Source organism: Vampirovibrionales bacterium (assembly GCA_016712355.1).
Classification (GTDB): Bacteria; Cyanobacteriota; Vampirovibrionia; order Vampirovibrionales; family Vampirovibrionaceae; genus JADJRF01.
Genome location: JADJRF010000005.1, coordinates 189,479 through 208,814, shown reverse-complemented (window position 1 = coordinate 208,814; position 19,336 = coordinate 189,479). Strand labels below are relative to the sequence as shown.

Here is a 19,336-nt window from a genome sequence, read left to right as displayed (position 1 = left end):
CCCCGAGGGACGGAAAAAATGGCGTCCAGCTTCTCTGGCAACGCCCATCAGCAGTTTTCGCCGTTTCCCGACGCGCCTGCCGTCGAGGCGACTGCCATGCCAGATTCAACTAAAAGTCCGTCCGGTAAGGCCCTGTCATCGTTTCTGGTGGCAGACGCTGCCGCGATGCCGTTCGACCTCTTGCAGGAAGAAGTCCGCTGCGCGCGCCTGTTTAATCTCGACCTGCCTGAGCCCCTGGATCAGGCGATTCAAGCTTTGCTGGCGGCCATGGCGTCTTTCACGCGCAGCCAGGTCAATTGCATTCTGTGGTTTAACGCCGTCAGCGGGCATTACATCTGTCTCAACGATTTAATCACCCCGGGCGCCCGGCCTCGCGAACTGCGTCAGGTGACGACCCAGGCAATGGAAGATCTCGCCCAGGCCGCTCCTGTGTCACATGCGTATCTGTTTGACGGCGACCGGTTAACCGGGTTGGCGATCATTGCCGCCCCGACGCACGAAAGCGCTGAAGCCACCCTGTGGCGCGAACTCGCGCTGGAGCTGATGGCGCCTTATCTGGCCGTCAAGCTTGCCAGCCTGATGTCGCGTCGGCAAGATCGCCTGCTGGCGTCCGTGCGCGAAAAGGCCCTGCGCGCCGCCCAGCGTCTGATGACGGCGGTGGACGTTGAAAGCGTTCTGGCCAGCGCGCTGATGGCTTGTTGCGACTCGTTAGGGTTTAGCGTGGGGCAATACGTTCGTTTCGAGCGTGGTGGCGCGTCTGCCGACAGCGCGACGATTTCGCCCGAAGTCCTCATGGAATACAGCCAGGGCCAAATTCGCAGTTACTTGCATGCGGGACTTAAGAGTAAACGCCGTCGACTCAAAGAGTTGCCTGCGCTGTTGAGCCTGCTGTCGGCCGATGCCAGGCCGGGCGGCTATCTCTATCTCTCAGGCGAGCAACTCGCCGATCGCGCCACTCAAGAGATGCTCGGCTTGCGCCGTTTACGGCAATTGCGGGTGACGGGTGCCGCGCTGTTGCCGATTTTAGACCCGGATCCCGTCTCTGGCCAGTCCAGCGAGGGAATTCAGGGCGTACTGACGCTGTATCGCACCGACGAGCGCGCGCCGTCGCCGGAGTTGATTCGCACTGCCGTTGAAATCGCTGCGATGACGGGTCTGGCATTGAGTCGCGCGCATGTGCTGGAAAAGGCGCTGGAGCTTGCGACCACCGACGAGCTGACGTCGCTGGCCAATCGCCGGGGCTTCTACGATCGATTTGAATCCGAGCTGGAGCGCGCGCGGCGTCAGCAGTCGCCTCTGTGCGCGGCCATGATCGATGTCGATTACTTCAAGCGTCTGAATGACGCTTACGGGCATCTCAATGGCGATATCGCACTGCGAACGCTGGCGGGTAAAATCCGCGCCAGTCTTCGTAAAAGCGACATGGTTTGCCGCTTCGGCGGAGAAGAGTTCGCTGTTCTGCTCCCAGATACCGGCTTTGCCGCCGCGCTTGACCTGATGGAGCGCTTACGCCGGGAAATTGAAGACACGGCCATTGTCGGCGTCGATAATGAGGCGATTCATGCGACCGTGAGCATCGGCGTGGCGCAGGCCAGCACAGCCAAAGGACTGGGACGGCCCGTGCGGGAACTCATCTCAGAAGCGCTCTCTGCGGCGGATGAGCAATTGTACCGCGCTAAAAATGCAGGCAGAAACCGCGTCTGCCCGTCTGATACGGTTCATGAAGAGGCTGCAGGCGGCGCGTCCGGTTAAGCGATTCGGTCGCTGGTTTTGTGGCGCCTGCCTGATATATAATTAAACTCCGAGTAAGCGTCGTTTGAAATTCTGGTAGAGATTGAGTCCAGTATGCTTTTACGGAGTCAGTTGATGATATCGATTGCTCAGCGAGCCGCAGGCACGATGATCTGGACCTTTGCGGGCGCGTTGCTGTTGGCCTTGTCCCCCGGCATGAGCGCTTCTTGCGCCGCTGCCGACAATACCGTGACCGTCACTAAATCCAGCACGGAATTGCGTCAGGTGACGGCGCGATACGCCATTAACGCGCCGCCCTCGTTTGTCTGGCAAACCATTACCAGCTATCCGCAATTGCCGTCTTTTATTCCTGCGTACCGGCGCTGTCGGGTTCTGAGTTCGCAGGGGGCGCAAAAAACGCTGGATGTCCACATGCAAACCTCGCGCCTGCTGCCTCCTTTTCGCTATCAGGTACGGGTCAACGAGAATCCAAAGGCGATGAATCTCTCGCTGAAGCGAATCTCGGGCGATTTCGCGGCGCTTAATGGGCAGTACAAGCTTCTTCCCGTCGATAACGGCGAGAGAACCCTGTTGATTTATCACTTGAGTATTGATCCCGGCCTGGCGCTGCCCGGCGCCAACGGGATGATTAAATCAAACGTTGAGCGTGAATTATCCGCCGTGCGCGCTCATGCCGAACAGGCCCATCGCAAGAGTATGATTGGCGCCAATTAAGGCGTCTGCCGCTCAGTTTTCGGAAAACGCCGGGCAATAAGACGTTCTACTGGGGTGTCCCCCAGCAAATGTCGTTCGACAATCTCGCCGACATCTTGCGGCGTCACGCCGTAATACCAGATGCCGTCGGGATACACCAGAACGGCGGGCCCTACGCCGCATAAGCCCACCGAGGCGCATGCGCTGACCAGAATATCGCCCTGAAGCGATCCGCGTTTGCCGTAGAGGCGTCCGCAGGCGGCTAACGCCTCGTAAAACGCCGTCAGCGTGAGCGCGCCGTCGCGTTCGGCGCACGATGCGCCAGTGCAGACCAGGACATGACGCGTCAGGCGCGCGCCGCAGACCGGCGCTTTCAAGAGCAGTTGCGCGACGTCCATGGGCAAGAGCCTCGTAAATTGACGGCTTTCGGGATCGGATGAAATTTATTATAATGGCAGACGTGTTCAGACCATGCGTTCAGGCGTTTCAATAGTGCTGGAATAATTAAGGAAGGGCGACACCAATGACGACGGCGACAGCATCAGCGGCATTTTATCAGGATGAGGCCATTGGCGACGCGTTGGGTAAAATCCCCAGCGGCCTGTTTATTATCACGGCGGAATCCGCCGGGGCGCGGGTAGGCATGCTGGCTTCGTGGGTCCAGCAAACCGGTTTTCATCCGCCCACGGTCATGGTTGCCGTGCATCCTGAGCGTGAACTGTATCAACTGATTCGTAAGACGGGCCGTTTTACGGTTAACGTACTGGCCCAGGGCAGCACTGAGCTTCTGAAGACGTTCTCGCGCTACAATCCCCAGGCATTCGATCGCGTGAGCGCGTATGGCACCGATTGCGGTCTGGTGTTGCGCGAGGCGCTTTCCGCCATGGATTGCGTTGTGAAATCCACCGTCGACAGCGGCGGCGATCACCTCACGCTGATTGCGGAAGTCGTGCGCGGTCATCAGGCGCAGGCGGGTCGCGAGCCGGCCTTGCATCTGCGATCGAACGGCTTTAGTTACTGATCGCGCTTTCGCGGCCAAACGATGCAGCCAATTGGGTGAGTATCCCTGTTCGTCTGAGCAAGTCGGTGGCGTATCTGCCGGTGCGCGCCACGCCGGGCAGTCGGCGTGAAGGTCTGGGCCCATATCGCCCGGATGCGCCATGGCTGGCTGTGCGCGTCAGCGCTCCGCCGCAAGACGGGAAGGCGAACGAGGCTATTTTCGCCTTGCTGGCCAAGGCGCTCGATCTTCCTGTTTCGCATCTGCGCGTAACGCGCGGCCAGAGCAGCCGCCTTAAAACCATTGCCATCGCCTGCGATGATCCCGAGAACGCGTTGAAACGGCTGGCGCAGGCGCTTGATTGCTCGCCGCAAATCGCCTTTACGGTCGACCGGCTATCCACAGACGAATAAAGCGCGTAATGTAATCGCGATCGTCGCTGTCCAGGGCGCGGCGCATCGTCAGCAGGGCGGCGCCGTTTTCGTCGATCAGGACATAGGCAGGCGCGCTGGCGACGCCCCAACGGGTCATCAACGCGCGGACGGCGGGAAGCGATGTGTCCAGTTCGACCACATCGCCGCGGGCGCCCAGCGCCTTACGGGCTTGTTTGAGCATATCTTGCGCATCGTCGCAGGGCGAGCAGAGTTTGCGATGAAAAGCCGCCAGTCGCAAGCCGCGTTGCGGCGGAATCCCCAGGGCGGCAACATCCTGGGCCGACAATGGATCCAGAACAGGCGCCTGTCCGCTCAGCTCCAGCGCGACGGCTCGCAGTAATCCGCTTTGGACGACGGCGTCATCCATGCGAAAAAAGAGCGCTCCGTCTCGATCGTAGAAATAATACGACGGCGTCGTGCGAATGCCGAACGCTTCGGTGAGCGCGTGCGCGCCGGGGTCATCCACATCAATGCGTGTAATGCTCAGGCGGCCAAGCGTTTGCTTTTCCAGCGCCTGAAGCTGCGGCTCCAATTGCTTGCAAGCGCTGCACCACGTTGCGTAGAACTCGACCAGTGCGGGAAGTCCCTTCTGGCGAATCGCCTGCGGCGCCTGAACGGGAATTCTCGCTCGGCTCGCCCCGTCTGCGGGCGCGCCGACGCTTCCCGTCAGCGATGCTAAGACCAATGCCAACGCGAGCAACCCTTGAAAAATACGTAATTTTCTCACGCCGTTATCATAGCATCGCACGGCGGGGCTTTTCTATTTGATGCGCTGTCTGTACCTGACGCTTGCGCGCTCAGGCCATGACGTTCAGCGTATTACCGGTGGTCGTTTGCTGGCGCTGCTCTTTTGCCTGCGCCGTGGCGAGCATCGAGCGAAGCGTCGCGTAATTGGCGTTAGTGGAATCCATGCCGTTCAAGGCTTCTTCCACTTCGGCCACGGTCGCGCTGGATCCTTTGGCAATGACCTCGCTGACAGTCGTATTCGTGTTTGCCGCCGCCCCGGGCGGTTTGCCATGGGGGCCATGGCCCCGCTTGCCGCGCCCTTTAAACAGTCCGGCGGCTTTGGCTTGCTGGCGGTCTTCATTAAGTTTGCTGCGAGAGGCTTGTAGTTCGGGATCGCCGGAAGCGTCAACGGCTTTCTGAATAGCGGATTGTACAGCGCTGCGCTTTTCTTCTTCTGTTGCAGTGGGTGGTAGTCCGGCAAGCGCCTGCTTGCGGATCTCTCCTAACTTTAACCCGTCTTTCCTGGCGAGACTCTGGAATGCGGCGCGATCCGTCTGGAGCTGATTCATTGAGATTGTCATGAACGATCATCTCCTTGTCGAGCCTCCAAACGCTTGGCTGTCGCGCCATGGCGTCAGCGTCGCATGGTGGCCCTTAATTAAATAAAAACAAAAATAAAGCGGCGCTTGCGCCTTCATGGCGTCGCGCGCTGGCTGGAAAGATTAAGATTATCGAAATCAGGCGATCAGAGGCGACTCAGCGCCGATTCTCACGATTCTTGCTTTCAAGCTCGCGCCGGAAGCACTCGTTAACGAGCAGGCGTTCCTGTGTGGGCGTTAATTCGAGGAACTCCACAGCAGTGATGTACCGATCGTCGCTGGTGGCGAAGCGATTCGGGTTGACGGCTTGATAGACCACCCGCCCGATGAGCGTAATATCGCCAGATTGTAGCGCTAAGCGCAGCCGTAACTCGTAGCCTTTTCCGAACGGCTGGGGTGAGGCAAAACGCACGCCGCCGCCGCTGAGATCGTGCGTCTTACCGCGAATCGCCGCACTTTTGGGCAGATGCGTTTGCGAATCAAGCAACTCGGCCTGGATGGGGATCATGGTGGCCACGCGCGCGTGGCGTCGCCGCTGGATGATTTCGCGCTGGGTCTCATTGGAAATCTTGAGCCAGTAGCCTTGCAGGCGTCCTTCCTGATAGCGGTGCAGCGCGGGATATAAAATGGCGCGTCCCTGCGGACTGTCGGCCACCATACCCACCACGGCGCCCGGTTGCAGAAAGGCGCGAATAATCTGGTCTTGACGCGCGGGGGCCGGGTCAATCAAGGCCAAGTCCTGCTGCGGATCCCAGTCTTTGACGTAGCTGGGAAAGACCAGCTCTTCTTCGTCCGCGCCGTCGCTCAACCAGACGGTGACTTCCAGTTTCTGGCCTATTTTGATGATATCGCCCAAAGATGCCCCCATACTCTCGTCAGCCTCCGCGTAACAGCCAGAACCACACGATCAGCCCGACGGCCAGCAAGGCGGCGCCGCCGTACAGAAGCGTCATCATTAAGCGTCCGACGCGTAAGGCGTTGCGGGTGGGCTCGCCTGGCGGTCGCTTGCCGACGCTGGCAAAGCGGAAGGCGACCAGATAATTGGCCGAGGTTTCCCATAACGGCCCTGCGCCGCAGCGGGCTTGCAGCGTCTGGCACAGGGTCTCAAGCGCTTGGAAAGAATCCAGCCGCTTGTATTCGCGGTGACCTTGCAGAAACGTCATGACGGTAGGCGAGGCGATGAGCAGGGCGTCGTTGGCCTCGATCGGCAAAAAATGCGCCGGTCCCAGATGATACGTCAGCGCCTGTCCGCGACGATACAGGGTGACCTCCTCGTCGGCAGATTCGTTCAGGCTGTAGCAGCGCTCTTCGTTGAGCAGAAAGATTTTACATGCGTCAATCGCCTGGCGGCTGTCAGGATGCGCGCGCCGCATCTGATCCAGATGCGACTGTAAGATCAGGCGTAGCGCAAAGGGCTGTAGCGAGTGGAGCATCGCGGGATTCTGCCGCAAGACCTTTCGCATCAGGCCGCGAAACAGACGCGTCACGTCGGTGTCGGCTCGCAGCGCTACAAATAACAGAATCCGCCGACTTGGGCACGTAGACAGGGGGCGCAGGCGACGGCGATTCTCCAGATCATACGCCAACACCGCCGCCTGCTGGCGAAAACAGACGAATTCCACCATCACCTGCGGTTTTCGGATAAAACGATCAAGAATCGAAAACGACAACCCCGCGCTCCCCGCAGATACAAGCTGACGACGCCTTGCCAGTGTAGGGCAAAGACGTCCGCCATCCCAGTAAAAAACGAGAGGGCACGCGGCCTTATATCTGTGTTTTTATTTATATATAAATTATAAAATAATCCCCCTGAAAGGACGCCCCGCCCATGACGCCGCCTGCTGATTCTGCGCCTCGCTTCTCACGTCGCCTGTTTAGGGCCGCGCGGTGGGCTCTGGCCTTGATGACGATTCACTGGGTTGGCTATAGCGTTTCTATGGGGCTGTACCTGTTGATTTTCAATCCAGGCGTTATTGCGCAGACCCTGTTGTCGTCTCAGTCGGCTGTGCTGGCGGCGAGCCGTCAGGCGTCTGTGAATGCCGCGGGCGCGCCTTGGGTCCAGCAGTCTCCCCTCATGGCGGCGTTGGCGAGCGCGGGGGCCGCGTATTCGATTGGACGCCTGTATCCTGTTGTGGGCGAACCGGTTGCGTTGTTTCTCGGCGCGGCTTCAGGGTTTCGGCAAGGCCAGTCATCAACGCCTGCGGCCTCGCCGTCAAACTGAGACAAGGCAATAAAAAAGGATCCGATTCACCGGATCCTCGCTGTCCAAAAAATTAAATTTACGGGACAGTGATAGGGGGGCTATGCAAACAGGTTAAAGCCAGTATCAGAGTGGACCTGCACGGGTAGAACCAGTATGGCGGGATTCTCCAAAAATCTATCTATCTCGGGCTTTTCAATAGAGGCCTTCCGTTGGTTTGCGCCAAAGTGAGGCGAGACCACCGGACGTTCCGCAACGGCGCGCCCGAAAAAAGGCGTGGTGCGAACAGAGAATGCGACGGGTCTGGAGGAGGTCAGCGTAGTCATGGTCCTGTATCTCTTGTTGGGGCATCTTGTCTTGAGTCGCTTAAAGTGCTATGTGTACTAGCGACACTAAGCTTCGATGTGTGTATTATGTACACTAACCGGCCACGCGTCAACAAAAAACTAGCGGGTATATTAAGAACCGTAACAAAACGTGTCGGGCTTTTGGCTTTTATTTTCAGGCTGTCAGGGCGTTTTGGACGCATGTGAGCCGGCTCATATTTACAAACGGGGCTCGAATCGATATAAGCTGGATACCCCGTCAGGCGTGGTTGCCAGAAGCGTGAACTCGCCGCCGTAGCGCTGAAGCAGCAGCGATCCCGCCGGGTCGAGTTTGCTCACGCGGCCATAGTTCAAACCGCGCGTCTTGACCACGGCGGCGCGATTGAGAATCACATGCGTTACGCCGCGCGCAATCAGCAGGCGTCGCAGCGTCTCGGCCTTGTGGCTGAACAACGCGGTAAGCATCTCGGGCGTATAGGGTCCTTTAGGGAGTTTGTCCGCGGGCAGTTGAACAAACGCGTCCAGAATCTGCGTAGGCGACTGCAGCGCGTAAATATAGCTGTCGTCCAGATTGTCGCTCCAGAGTCGCATGGGCTTAGACGCTGGGGCGAGAATGGCTGTCATGCCCGCCTGCGAGATCCAGGGCGGTATCAGAGGGCGAAACGTAAGAAGGGATGTCGTATTGGAAAGCCATAACGTCAAGGCGAGCGCGCCCGCGCCCCATGGCATCGCCCGTGAACGTGACAGAGCCCATGGGCCCAGAAGCGCGCTGAGCGCGATGGGCACAATCACAATTAACAAACGTGGATAATGATCGTGATAACTCGACAGGGCCAGCAGCGCCAGATAAAACGTCAGATACAGCCCCGCGACAGAATAACGTGCGCGGCGCGCTGCCTGAATCCCTTGCCAAAGCAATGTGATAAATGCCGCAACGCTGGCCAGCGTCAACGCCACGGGGGGGATTGTCGGCGCGTCCAATGCGGGCGCAAAGGCGCGAGCGCCACTGACGAGCAGCTCGCCTATGCCATCGCGGTAGAGCGCCCACAGGCTGTATTCGGTTTTCAAGTCCATTGCCAGCGTCTGGGCGTAAGATTCCTGAAAGGTCCGCGCCAGAAAAGCGCCGATTGCAAAGACAGGCGCGGGATGGCTCGCCGTATAAAACCACCACGGCAGGCAGATTGCGCCGCTGAGCCCCGCAAACGCTACGCCCGTTTTCCAAGAAAAACGCAAGCCCAGCCAGATGCTCATCGCGGCGATTAACGAGATGCCCACGCTGCGGGTATAGAAGGCGGCTGTGCAGGTGAGCGCCAGGATCGCCAGACGCAGGGGTGTCAGTGTTATGGGCGCGTCGTGGCGCGTCCAGCGGTGCGCCAGCAGGAGCGCGATCATCGAGAGCGTAAGATACAAGGGCTCGCTCATTAGGGAGGCGCTGGTTTGGAGCCAGTAACCGTTGCTGGCCATGGCCGCGCTCAGCGCCAGACACAAGATCAGGGGAAGGCGTCCGACCTGTCGACTCCATGCGGCGCACAAGCCAATGGCGATCGCCGACAGAGCGAGATTGCCACCTTGAAGCCAGCGGGTGGCGCTGTCCGCCGTCGGCGCAAGCGTCAACAGTCCGGCTATAAGCGCCGGAAATAGGGGTGGATATTTGACCAGCGGCGGCGCGCCAATCGCGTCGATGACGGCGTAGCCTTGTCCGTGCGCCAGCGCGCGTGCGGCGCTTAGATAGACGCCATCATCGTATAGGAAGCCCACGGGCGGCAGGCGCAGCCATTGGCCGATCAGTCCCCACGCCAGCATCAGCAGCGCGATGACGGCGCCACCTGCGAACCCTTGCGCAATCGGGCTTTTCAGCCATGCGCGCATAAGCGCTCCTTTGGGTGCGGAGCTCTTTGGAGGCTCCCGTTTTCTCATCATAACTGGAGGACGCGTTCAGAGGGTTCTAATCTCCCGCGCTTCCTCTGTTTGTATCAGTATGCTTGGGGTTAAGCGTTCGTTTTCGCTGGTTTCAAGTGCGTCGTCGTCGACATGCGCAATTTATATCCGGACTCGTTTTTTTAAAGCAATCAGATTTGTTTCGTATTGAGACCCTCATTATAGGAGATATTCCATGCTCTCGATTTCTGCTGAAGCGGCTGTTAGAAGCGCCCTCTTTGCAGCGCGTCACCGCCTGCGTTATCCTCCTCTAGCTGCTGCTCGTCTTGTCGAAGCGCACCCCGATACGTTTTCGCCGTCCGCTGCTCCCGCAGTCGCCAATCTTTTGGAATCGCAACGCACTCAGACGCCTCTGCAGGCTTTGTCTAAACCGCAGGTCGATGAATTTGTAAAGAGCGTAATGTCAGTTGGCAGCAACTCGGCGGGCTAACGAAGATTCAGGACGATATTGGCGGGGCGGGCGTACAGTTCGCGTAAAGTCGCCACGTCGCGCGTAGAAGGCGTCACGGGCGTTTCGGTCGTCAGCGGCGCCGTGTGCATCAGATCGGCGGCGTCGGGGCTGACGCCTTTCAGGCCGAGCGCGTGGCCAAATTCATAGGCTGCCAGATTCCGTATCCGCAGGGCGGCGGCTTCGGGTGAGAGGCCTTCGACAGGTTTGAGGCCCAGCACGATTCTGGATTCGTCGGCGATGGCCTGTAACTTGCGCATCTCCCGATACTGGATGCCGGCGGCGACCGCTTGGGGGGCCAGGGCAAAATAGCCTGGGGCGAACATCGAGGCCATGTTGATCATCTGCGCGGCCCGGCTGGCTTTTGGCGGCTCGTAGCGCTTGATGGGATTATCATCGAGAAATTTGGGGTCGCTGAAGCGATCGTGATAGACGTCTTCCCACGAAATACGGATGTCGGCTGCGTCGGCGTTCGCCACGCGAATAAAGCTGACAAATCCGTGAGTCGCCGTCTTCCAGACGCTTAATCCGTCGAGAATCGCCTGCTCGAAGGCTGGCGTATAAAGCGCATTATCTTTGGGAGCTTCAATGCTGATTTTTAGCGGGAAACGCCCCCAGCGAACCACGCGGCCGTCTGTCGTTCTGAAAATTTCATCGAGATACGTCCCGGCAGTATTCTGTATGGTTGGCTGAACCAGATCGGGCAAGCTGGCGGAAAACGTCTGGCCGCCGCCCAGAGCGTTGACGAACGCCCGATCGATGCGCGTGTTGACAGGCCCTTTCTGCGGTTTTCCGTACAGGGCGGTTTCCACCTTCTCGAGGCGCGAAGCAAGAGGAGCCTCCGCTGCGATGGGCAGAGCGAGCGTCTTTTCCAGAGCCGCCAATCGCTGCGAAAGCGACCAGCTTTCGGAGCCGACGGGGGCCGTGAGTGTCGCGCCCCTGGTTTTGGGCGCGCCGACGATAGCGCTGAGCTCAGAGTCGGATTCTGGTTTCCCTGCGGCAATTTTGGCAGCTTTTTCTGAGATTTCTGGAGAGGAGTCGGTGGCGCGGGCCTTGGCGAGGGCTTCTTCGCGCTTGCCGGGGTCATCGACCGTCAGGCGGGCAAGCCCGAGGTAGCCATTGGCCAGAGACTTCTGGATAACGTCAGCCTGCGGGTCAAGGCGATGCGCTTCTTCCCATAGGGGAATCGCTTCGGCATAGCGTTCGTCCTGCGCCCGGGTCATGGCTTCGCGATGCAGCGCGGAGGCGAGCAGGCGCGGATACGCGGTTTCCGACGGGTCGAGGGCGATGGCTTGTTGAATCAACGCGCGAATCTGGGCGAGGTCTGGCTGGGGGGCGTCGCGTAAGGCCGCCGCCTGATAGTAAAAGCTGGCGGCTTTGGCTTTCTGCGGCGCGTCTTCGTCCGGCGTCAACGCGCGCGACTTGTCAAACAAAGCGTTCGCTTCGGTATAACGCTTGTCCTGCTGGCGCGCCATGCCCAGATTGAAATATAAAACGGCCAGATTATGGCGTAGTTTCTCGTCGTGTGGGGCTTTCGCCACGACTTGTTCGTAGAGCGCGATGGCCGTTTCCGTCTGGTTGGCGTTGGCTGCGGTATTCGCGCGATTGACCAGCGCCTGGAGCGTTTCCGCCGCATGGGCGCCTATCCAGCAGTGCAGGGCAAGACACAGCGCAAGCGGCGTCGCGTAAAACCGGGAACGGGGGGCGAGCGTCATTAGAAGCGTCCTCTGCCAGAGTGGGGCGGATAATGAGCAGTTTATCCTGTCGACGCGCCTGCTTCAACCGTCGTTTTAAAGCGTGAACTCCATATTGCGCCCGATTACGCCTTCTTGTGCGACGGGCTCTAGCGCTCTTGTTATAATGAGGGCCGTCAACTCCTGAGAGGATCTGTGCCTGCCATGTCCGCTGAAAAGTCGCCCCTGCAAATCGAAGCCTATCGCCCGCAAGAAATAGAACCGCGCTGGCAAAGCCATTGGGAGACCAGCGGCCAGTATAAAACCTGCGTTCGCGACGATGCGCGACCCAAGTATTACGCGTTGTCGATGTTTCCTTATCCCTCAGGCCGCCTCCACATGGGGCATGTGCGCAACTACGCCATTACGGATGTCATTGCCCGCGTCAAAAAAATGCAGGGCTTTAACGTCCTGCACCCGATGGGATATGACAGCTTCGGTCTGCCGGCGGAAAACGCCGCCATTCAGCACGGGATCCCGCCTGCCAGGTGGACGATGGACAACATCGCCTACATGACGACCCAACTCAAGGCCCTCGGGTTGATGTACGACTGGGATCGCGCCGTCTATACCTGCCGATCCGACTATTACCGCTGGACGCAATGGCTGTTTCTGTATCTGTATAAACATGGACTCGCCTATAAAAAAGAAGCCCCGGTTAACTGGTGCGACGACTGCGCCACGGTGCTGGCCAATGAGCAGGTAATCGACGGTCAATGCTGGCGTCACGGCTCGCCAGTGGTTAAAAAGAACCTGAACCAGTGGTTTTTCAAGATTACTGATTACGCTGAGCGTCTGCTCGACAACCTGCCGCAACTCACAGGCTGGCCGGAAAAGGTCACGCTGATGCAGCGTAACTGGATTGGCCGGTCTACTGGCGCCGAGCTGCGCTTTGCGCTGGAATCCCCGACGGCGGACGGGCAAACGCATATCGCTGTTTTTACCACGCGGCCCGATACTGCTTTTGGCGTCACGTACATGGTGCTGGCTCCCGAGCATCCGCTGGTCGACGCGCTGACCACGCCCGAAAACCGCGACGCGGTCGACGCCTACCGGGCCGAGGCTCGCAACAAGACGGAAATCGAACGCACGGCGGCCGATCGCGAGAAAACGGGCGTACCGCTGGGCGCCTTCTGCGTGAATCCTTTTAATGGCGAAAAAATTCCCGTCTGGATTGCTGACTACGCATTGGCCGATTACGGCTCCGGCGCGGTGATGGCGGTTCCTGCGCATGACGAGCGCGATTGGGCCTTTGCCAGTCGCTTTAACCTGCCGGTTCGCCAGGTCATTACGCGCCCCAGCGCAGTGGGCGCGCCGCTCCAGGAGGCGTATACCGAAAGCGGGGTCCTGATTGACTGCGACGGCTTCAGCGCCATGGACAGCGAATCCGCCAAAGAGGCGATGACCCGTTTCGCTCAGGAAAAAGGCTTCGGTGAGGCGCGCGTGCAATATCGCCTGCGCGACTGGCTGATCTCACGACAGCGCTACTGGGGCGCGCCGATTCCTGTGGTGTATTGCGAGGCCTGCGGTCCGCGTCCTGTTGCCGAGTGCGATCTGCCGGTCACTTTGCCCGAGGACGTGGACTTCTCGATCAAAGGCCGCTCGCCGCTGGAAAGTTCGCCCACTTTTCTGCAAACGATCTGCCCGGATTGCGGCAAACCCGCCCGCCGCGAGACGGACACGATGGATACCTTCGTGTGCAGTTCGTGGTACTACCTGCGCTTTCTGGATCCGCATAACGATCAGCGTCCATTCGATCCGGCTGTGATTCGCCACTGGATGCCGGTCGATCAGTATGTCGGCGGCGTCGAGCATGCGATTCTGCACCTGCTGTACTCGCGTTTTCTGATGATGGCCCTGCGCGACGGCGGCTGGACCTCTCACGACGAGCCCTTCGCCCACTTGCTGACTCAAGGCATGGTGTTGAAAGATGGCGCCAAAATGAGCAAGTCGAAAGGCAACATCGTCGACCCCGACGATATCCTGCGCGAGTATGGCGCCGACACGGCCCGCTTTTTTATCCTCAGCGACTCGCCCCCGCAAGCCGACTTCGACTGGAAAGATTCGGCGGTGGAAGGCTGTTTCAAGTTTCTAATGCGCGTGTGGCGGCTGGTTCTGGATCATAAGTCGCATATTGCGCTGGCTGCAGACGGCGCCGCTTCTGGTATTGTCTATGAATCGCTGAGTGGCGACGCCCGGCGGCTGTATCAGCGCGCCAATCAGACAATTGACGGCGTGACGCGCGATCTGGGCGAGTCCTTCCAGTTCAACACGATGATCAGTAAAATTCGCGAGCTGGCCGCCGCTATGGGGAAATACGTGAAAGAAGGCCTTTCGTCGTCTGCGGCGCCCGACCCGGTGCTGAGCCATGCGACCCGCGTCCTGTTGCTCATGTTGGCCCCCATCACCCCGCATTTGGCTGAAGAACTCTGGCATCGTCTGGGCGCCGAAGGCTCGGTTCATACACACCCGTGGCCTGTTGCCGACGTGGCCGCCTTGCAAGCCGACCAGGTGGAAGTGGCGCTGCAAATCAACGGTAAGGTGCGCGATCGCGTGACGATAACGCCCGGTCTTTCTCGCGACGAGTTGGAGTGTCTGGCGCTGGCCAGCGATAAAATCCAGTCGTTTCTCGGCGGCAAGACGCCGGGTAAAATCATTATCGTGCCAGACAAGCTGGTGAATCTGGTCGTTTCGATCGTATGATGACAGGGCGTTGCGCGCGACGCGCCCCAAATGGCATGCGCCGGTAGCTCAGTTGGATAGAGTTCCTGGCTTCGAACCAGGCGGTCGGGGGTTCGAGTCCCTCCCGGCGTGCCACTTTGGGGACAGTTCGCGGAATGGACGCTTGCGCCGGGGCGCTTGTTCGGGCATTTGGAGAAAAAGTCGATCCACCGGTCAATCGCCTTTCGGGACGCCGCCGGTATAATGGGGGCATGGTTGACATGTTTAAATTCCTCAAAACCCGTCTGACGCCCGGCGCGCGCGCGCTTCATGTTGCGCCGATGTTCAGCGTGGCGCTTGACGACTACAAGGCGACCGGGGAACGCGATGCTATTCTGGCCTCCTCCGGCATGGGAAAATCCTACCTGACGGGCGTGCTAATGGAAGAGACGCTCGAAAACGGCGGCCTGCTGTGCGTCATCGATCCGGAGGGTGAGCACTTCACTCTGGCCGAGCGCTACCCGACCATGATTGTCGGCGGCGAGCACGGCAATCTACCGCTGGAAGAAGAAGCCATGGATCTCTACGTCGAGACCATGCTGACCGCAGGGCTGTCCTGCGTCTTTGACCTCAGCGAGTACCTTGACGACGAGCAACAGCATCTGTACGGCCTGATTGCTGACGCCCTGTTTGTCGCTGAGCAGAAGCACCGGCGAAAAATTCGCATCGTGGTTGAAGAAGCCCAGATTTATGCGCCTCAACGCACGGTCGGCGGGGCCGCCGCTTCTAAACGCGGTAAAAAAATGCTGATGGATCCGCTGGTTGCTAGCCAGAAGATCGCCAAACGCGGTCGAAAACGCGCTATCGACAGCTTGTGGGCGACGCAGCGGCCTGCGAGCATCAGCAAGGATATTCTGAGCCAGTGTAATCGTTTCTGGTTTGGCGGCATTACGTCCGAGCAGGATTACAAGGCGATTCGCCCTTTTCTTAACGAGGCGGGCGTCTCGTACGCGGAAATCAAATCGCTGCATCCGGGCGAGTTCTTCTTTTTCAGTAAGGGTAAAACCCACAAGATCAAAGTTCGCAAGCGCCACTGTCGCCATGCGGGCGCAACGCCCGAAGCGGGAATGACTTTCAGCGCCACGGTCAACAGCTCGCTTGAAAAAGCCCTCTCGTCGCTGGCTGAGGCCGTCGCCCATCGCGCCGTCGAGCGCCAGAAGGAAGAATCCACGATTTCGCTGCTGCGCGCTGAAATCCGAGAGCTTCGTTCCGAAAACGACAAGCTTCGACAGGAAATCGAACAGGAAAAGCTCGCCACCAAGGTGATCGATCGCTTGGGCCGCTCGCCTACCGCTTTGCCGACCACACCGGCTCGTCGCCGCCGTAAGAGCGAGCCTGCGCAAGACGACGATCTCCAAACGCTGACCGATACCATTGAAGCCCGCGCGGTCCACCTGTTCCCCGCTCCATGAGCGCTTTGGGGCGTGAACCGGGTGGGTTGTTTCCGCCTATAGACGATTACGCTGGCGATGCGTTGTCCGTTGGCGATGGTCATACGGTATGGGTGGCGCAAGCCGGGAATCCTGACGGCGCGCCGGTGTTGTTTTTGCATGGCGGACCGGGCTCGGGATGCTCGCCGAGTCATCGCCGCTTGTTTGATCCGCGCCATTACCGCGTCATTTTGCCCGATCAACGCGGCGCCGGGCGTAGTACGCCGCATGCGTCTCTCCACGAAAATACCACCTGGAAGCTCATCGCCGATCTGGAAACCGTACGCGAGCGTCTGGGAATTGCGCGCTGGATGGTTTTTGGCGGATCATGGGGCAGTACGCTTGCGCTGGCCTATGCGCAGACGCACCCCGAGCGCGTCAGCGGCCTGATTCTCCGAGGGATTTTTCTGTGTCGCGAGGCGGAAATCCGCTGGTTTTATCAGCCCGGGGGCTGCTCATGGATTTTTCCCGATGAATGGGCGCGTTACGAGGCGGTGATTCCGTCTCATGATCGCGGCGACATGGTGGCGGCCTATTATCGCCGTCTGACGCATGCCGATCCCGAGATTCAATTGGCGGCGGCGCGCGCATGGAGCGGCTGGGAACACGCGACCTGCAAACTGCTGAAACCCTCAACACCCTTGGATGATGCGACGGCGCTGGCGATGGCCCGCATTGAGTGCCATTACTTCGTCAATCAGTCCTTTTTCCCAGAGCCGGATTATCTTCTGCGAAATGTGGATCGTATTCGCCACCTGCCTACGTGGATTATTCACGGACGTTACGATGTGGTCTGTCCGTTTCAGAATGCATGGGATCTGCATCAGGCCTTGCCGCAGGCGCATTTTGCGCCGATTGCGGATGCGGGCCACGCCTACGACGAGCCTGGTATTCTGGCGGCGCTAATCGCCGCCACTGAAGCGGCGAAAGCGATTTCTTAACGGCGAGCGATTACGCCCGCGCGTCTGCAAGCGACTTATTGGCGAGGTACCAGGCGACGGTTTCGCGTAGACCGCTTTGCAGCCGCGTGGTCGGCTCCCATCCCAGTTTATCTCGCAGGCGCGAGATATCCAGCACTTTGCGCGCCGCTCCATTTGGCTGGCTCGTATCCCATAAAATATCGCCATCGTAGCCAACGGCGTCGGCGGTGAGTTCAGCCAGTTCTCGAATCGTGGTGCCCACGCCGACCCCGATATTGATAGGCGTCGGGTCGTGCGGCAGGGCGACTGCGCGCGCGATGGCTTCGGCGGCGTCCTTGACAAAGAGGAACTCGCGGATGGGCGAGCCGTCGCCCCATAAGGTCACGCTGGGAGCGTGATTAGCTTTGGCGTCGGCGAATTTCTTAATCAGGGCCGAGGCCACATGTGAGCGGTATTCGGTAAACACGTCGTGCGGGCCATACAGATTGGTGAGAATCAAATGATTCGACGCGATGCCGTGTTGCTTGTAGTAGGCCTTTTGCGCGACGAGTTGCAGTTTTTTGGTGAAACCATAGGCCTCAACGGAATCGTGCAGCGCTCCTGCCCAGAAATCATCCTCTTTAAGATCGCCTTGCAGGTAACCGGGATACGCGCAGGCGGAGCCGATGGGCAGAATCTTGCCGATCTGGTGTTGACGGGCCAGTTCAAAGGCGTTGAGGGCCATCTGGCAGTTTTTGAAGAAGATCGTCGCGGGTTCGGCCTGATTAATGCCGATGCCGCCGTAATAAGCGGCCGAATGAATGAGAACGTCGATCGCGCCATGCGCCTCGAGATAGGCGTCGCATCCTGCGCCGGTTTCGAGGTTGAATTCAGCGCTGCGAGGGGCCAGCGTCGCATAACCCTTGGCCGAGAGCGCCTCGACCAGATGTCGCCCGAGAAAGCCCGAGCCGCCGGTGACCAGAACGGTTGTCATGAGGGGGATGCCTCTTCGTTGATGGAATATGTTTTTGCCGAGGGTCCGCGTCGACGCAGAATGGAGGTTGGGGTGGTCCGCACATCGAGCAGCGCCAACAAATGGCGGATAATGCGATTTTTCTCGCGCAGTTCTGAGCGGAGTAGCTCCAGCTCTTGTTGATGTGTCGGCGCAAGGGTGGCGTCCCCCTCAATAGGGCCGGTTTGCGCCATCGAGAGTCGGCGTATCCGAATGGTGGTTTCGTGACTCTCTTTTTGCTGTGCGTAAGAACGAATAACGGAAAGGGGAATCTGATAATAGGCCCTGCCATCTATTCTTGTCTTACGGTAATTCAGCCGTTTGACCATACAGTGGAAGCCTCCCACCGAAATCCCAAGCAGCTCCATTGATTCGCAGGGGCGTACGTTGCGGTAGTCTTCGGCGGCATCGTTTTCCATCGGAAATTTCCTCTTGGCAGACGGTCGATCAGGCGTTGCGCCACTCGTTGGTAATGCGGATGTGGCGTAGCACGCGAATCAGTTCCTTCAGGCCTTCGTCAATGCCAACGCGCGTTTTAAAGCCAAGTTGCCCGATTTTCTCGTAACTGACCGCGTAATCGCGCTTGTCGAAGTCTTCGCCAACGTCCGCTTCGTGCAGATAGAATTCCAGCATATCTTTCAGCATGACGGCGATATCGCGCTTGGTGAAGTTCATGGCGTCGTCGCCGATGTTATAGGCCTGGCCCGACATCTTGTCGTAGTTGTCGAGGGTGAAAAGATAGCTCTCGGCAGCGTCCTTCACATGCAGAAAGGTCCGGCGGAAATGGCCTTCGTACAATACGATCTGGCGATTATGCAGGGCTTGATAGACGAAATCATTGATCAGCAGATCGAGCCGCAGGCGCGGCGATGTTCCAAAGACGGTTGCAAAGCGCAGCGCGACACCGCCTTTCTCCAGGCAAAGCGTTTCGGCTTGCGACTTGGTAGAGCCGTACAGCGTTAGCGGCGCAATGGGGGTTTCTTCGGTGCAGACGCCGTCTACTTTACCGTAGGTCGAGCCGGTGGAGGCGAAAATAATTCGCTGGCCGCCCTGAAGCTGACTCGTCAGATTGCGCGTGCCTTCTACGTTAATGCTGACAGCGCGCGCGGGATCGGCGGCGCAGGCCGGGTAGCCGACAATAGCAGCCAGGTGGATCACGAGATCGCAGCCAGCCATCGCCTTACCGACGGCTTCGCGATCGCGAATATCCCCGCTGATAATATCCAGATACGGATCCGTTGCGAAGTGCAGGATGGGTTTGATACCCCACATGAAGTTATCGAACAGCGTGACCTTATGGCCTTGTTTGAGAAGCATCGGGATTAATAACGAGCCTTTGTATCCTGCGCCGCCCGTCACCAGAATTTTCATTGCGAGGGGTTCCTTTTAGGGGTTCGCTGCATCGACGCGATCCGCGTCCAGAAATGA

Annotated in this window: 20 protein-coding genes and 1 tRNA gene; 10 read left to right on the top strand and 11 right to left on the bottom strand. The window is 58.9% G+C overall.

Translation table 11 applies throughout. From position 1 onward, the window contains the following. The first annotated feature begins 18 nt into the window (after window positions 1-18). The gene (locus IPK79_02375; GenBank protein MBK8189275.1) at window positions 19-1,752 is read left to right on the top strand and encodes a GGDEF domain-containing protein; all 1,734 of its coding nucleotides are present in this window, start codon (window positions 19-21) and stop codon (window positions 1,750-1,752) included. A 114-nt stretch (window positions 1,753-1,866) separates the two neighbouring features. Continuing rightward, complete coding sequence (locus IPK79_02370) at window positions 1,867-2,466, top strand: SRPBCC family protein (protein ID MBK8189274.1); 600 nt, start codon at window positions 1,867-1,869, stop codon at window positions 2,464-2,466. On the opposite strand, the gene IPK79_02365 is transcribed toward IPK79_02370, so the two are convergent. Further along, a complete protein-coding gene (locus IPK79_02365) occupies window positions 2,463-2,843 on the bottom strand; it encodes a (2Fe-2S) ferredoxin domain-containing protein (protein ID MBK8189273.1) in 381 nt (126 codons plus the stop codon). The two genes, IPK79_02370 and IPK79_02365, sit on opposite strands and share 4 nt — an antisense overlap. Window positions 2,844-2,968: 125 nt before the next feature. On the opposite strand from IPK79_02365, the gene IPK79_02360 reads away from it, so the two are divergent. Further along, a complete protein-coding gene (locus tag IPK79_02360; GenBank protein MBK8189272.1) occupies window positions 2,969-3,466 on the top strand; it encodes a flavin reductase family protein in 498 nt (165 codons plus the stop codon). A gap of 65 nt (window positions 3,467-3,531) precedes the next feature. After that, window positions 3,532-3,855 carry a DUF167 domain-containing protein gene (locus tag IPK79_02355; protein ID MBK8189271.1) on the top strand — a complete coding sequence of 108 codons (324 nt, stop codon included), beginning with the start codon at window positions 3,532-3,534 and terminating at the stop codon, window positions 3,853-3,855. On the opposite strand, the gene IPK79_02350 is transcribed toward IPK79_02355, so the two are convergent. The 4 genes from IPK79_02350 to IPK79_02335 form a co-directional block, all read right to left on the bottom strand. Continuing rightward, complete coding sequence (locus IPK79_02350) at window positions 3,824-4,567, bottom strand: thioredoxin family protein (GenBank protein ID MBK8189270.1); 744 nt, start codon at window positions 4,565-4,567, stop codon at window positions 3,824-3,826. The genes IPK79_02355 and IPK79_02350 overlap by 32 nt on opposite strands. A gap of 106 nt (window positions 4,568-4,673) precedes the next feature. Continuing rightward, window positions 4,674-5,183 (bottom strand): hypothetical protein, encoded by a 510-nt coding sequence (locus tag IPK79_02345; protein ID MBK8189269.1) that lies wholly within the window; start codon window positions 5,181-5,183, stop codon window positions 4,674-4,676. Window positions 5,184-5,358: 175 nt separating this feature from the next. Beyond that, complete coding sequence (locus tag IPK79_02340) at window positions 5,359-6,069, bottom strand: PilZ domain-containing protein (GenBank protein MBK8189268.1); 711 nt, start codon at window positions 6,067-6,069, stop codon at window positions 5,359-5,361. Between the two features lie 7 nt (window positions 6,070-6,076). Continuing rightward, window positions 6,077-6,871, bottom strand: a complete 795-nt coding sequence (locus tag IPK79_02335) for a hypothetical protein (protein ID MBK8189267.1) — start codon at window positions 6,869-6,871, stop codon at window positions 6,077-6,079. Window positions 6,872-7,029: 158 nt separating this feature from the next. Here IPK79_02335 and IPK79_02330 point away from each other — a divergent pair, with 158 nt between their 5' ends. Beyond that, window positions 7,030-7,422, top strand: coding sequence for a hypothetical protein (locus IPK79_02330; GenBank protein MBK8189266.1), 393 nt, complete (start codon window positions 7,030-7,032; stop codon window positions 7,420-7,422). An 80-nt stretch (window positions 7,423-7,502) separates the two neighbouring features. Here the strand turns inward: IPK79_02330 and IPK79_02325 are convergent, their stop codons facing one another. Together IPK79_02325 and IPK79_02320 are read right to left on the bottom strand one after the other, a co-directional pair. Continuing rightward, complete coding sequence (locus IPK79_02325; GenBank protein ID MBK8189265.1) at window positions 7,503-7,727, bottom strand: hypothetical protein; 225 nt, start codon at window positions 7,725-7,727, stop codon at window positions 7,503-7,505. A gap of 219 nt (window positions 7,728-7,946) precedes the next feature. Next, window positions 7,947-9,596, bottom strand: coding sequence for a hypothetical protein (locus IPK79_02320; GenBank protein ID MBK8189264.1), 1,650 nt, complete (start codon window positions 9,594-9,596; stop codon window positions 7,947-7,949). A 244-nt stretch (window positions 9,597-9,840) separates the two neighbouring features. Between IPK79_02320 and IPK79_02315 the strand changes: the two genes are divergently transcribed. Next, entirely contained in the window at window positions 9,841-10,095 is a 255-nt protein-coding gene (locus IPK79_02315; GenBank protein MBK8189263.1) for a hypothetical protein, read from the top strand. Here IPK79_02315 and IPK79_02310 read toward each other — a convergent pair. After that, entirely contained in the window at window positions 10,092-11,828 is a 1,737-nt protein-coding gene (locus IPK79_02310) for a matrixin family metalloprotease (protein ID MBK8189262.1), read from the bottom strand. The two genes, IPK79_02315 and IPK79_02310, sit on opposite strands and share 4 nt — an antisense overlap. Window positions 11,829-12,011: 183 nt before the next feature. On the opposite strand from IPK79_02310, the gene IPK79_02305 reads away from it, so the two are divergent. The 4 genes from IPK79_02305 (at window position 12,012) to pip (ending at window position 16,938) form a co-directional block, all read left to right on the top strand. Further along, window positions 12,012-14,549, top strand: coding sequence for a leucine--tRNA ligase (locus IPK79_02305; GenBank protein MBK8189261.1), 2,538 nt, complete (start codon window positions 12,012-12,014; stop codon window positions 14,547-14,549). Between the two features lie 37 nt (window positions 14,550-14,586). Further along, window positions 14,587-14,663, top strand: a tRNA-Arg gene (locus IPK79_02300). Window positions 14,664-14,779: 116 nt separating this feature from the next. Next, on the top strand, window positions 14,780-15,979 hold the full coding sequence (locus IPK79_02295; protein ID MBK8189260.1) for a DUF87 domain-containing protein: 1,200 nt from the start codon (window positions 14,780-14,782) through the stop codon (window positions 15,977-15,979). Beyond that, window positions 15,976-16,938, top strand: a complete 963-nt coding sequence (gene pip, locus IPK79_02290; GenBank protein MBK8189259.1) for a prolyl aminopeptidase — start codon at window positions 15,976-15,978, stop codon at window positions 16,936-16,938. The genes IPK79_02295 and pip overlap by 4 nt, the downstream gene beginning before the upstream one ends. 10 nt (window positions 16,939-16,948) lie before the next feature. Here pip and IPK79_02285 read toward each other — a convergent pair whose 3' ends face one another. From IPK79_02285 to IPK79_02275, 3 genes are read right to left on the bottom strand one after another with little or no spacing between them, the layout of a single operon-like run. Beyond that, window positions 16,949-17,890: an NAD-dependent epimerase/dehydratase family protein gene (locus IPK79_02285; GenBank protein ID MBK8189258.1), complete on the bottom strand. Its 942-nt coding sequence runs from the start codon at window positions 17,888-17,890 to the stop codon at window positions 16,949-16,951. Then, complete coding sequence (locus tag IPK79_02280) at window positions 17,887-18,327, bottom strand: hypothetical protein (protein MBK8189257.1); 441 nt, start codon at window positions 18,325-18,327, stop codon at window positions 17,887-17,889. Before IPK79_02280 ends, IPK79_02285 begins: the two co-directional genes overlap by 4 nt. 28 nt (window positions 18,328-18,355) lie before the next feature. Further along, the gene (locus IPK79_02275; protein MBK8189256.1) at window positions 18,356-19,279 is read right to left on the bottom strand and encodes an SDR family oxidoreductase; all 924 of its coding nucleotides are present in this window, start codon (window positions 19,277-19,279) and stop codon (window positions 18,356-18,358) included. Window positions 19,280-19,336: the final 57 nt, after the last annotated feature.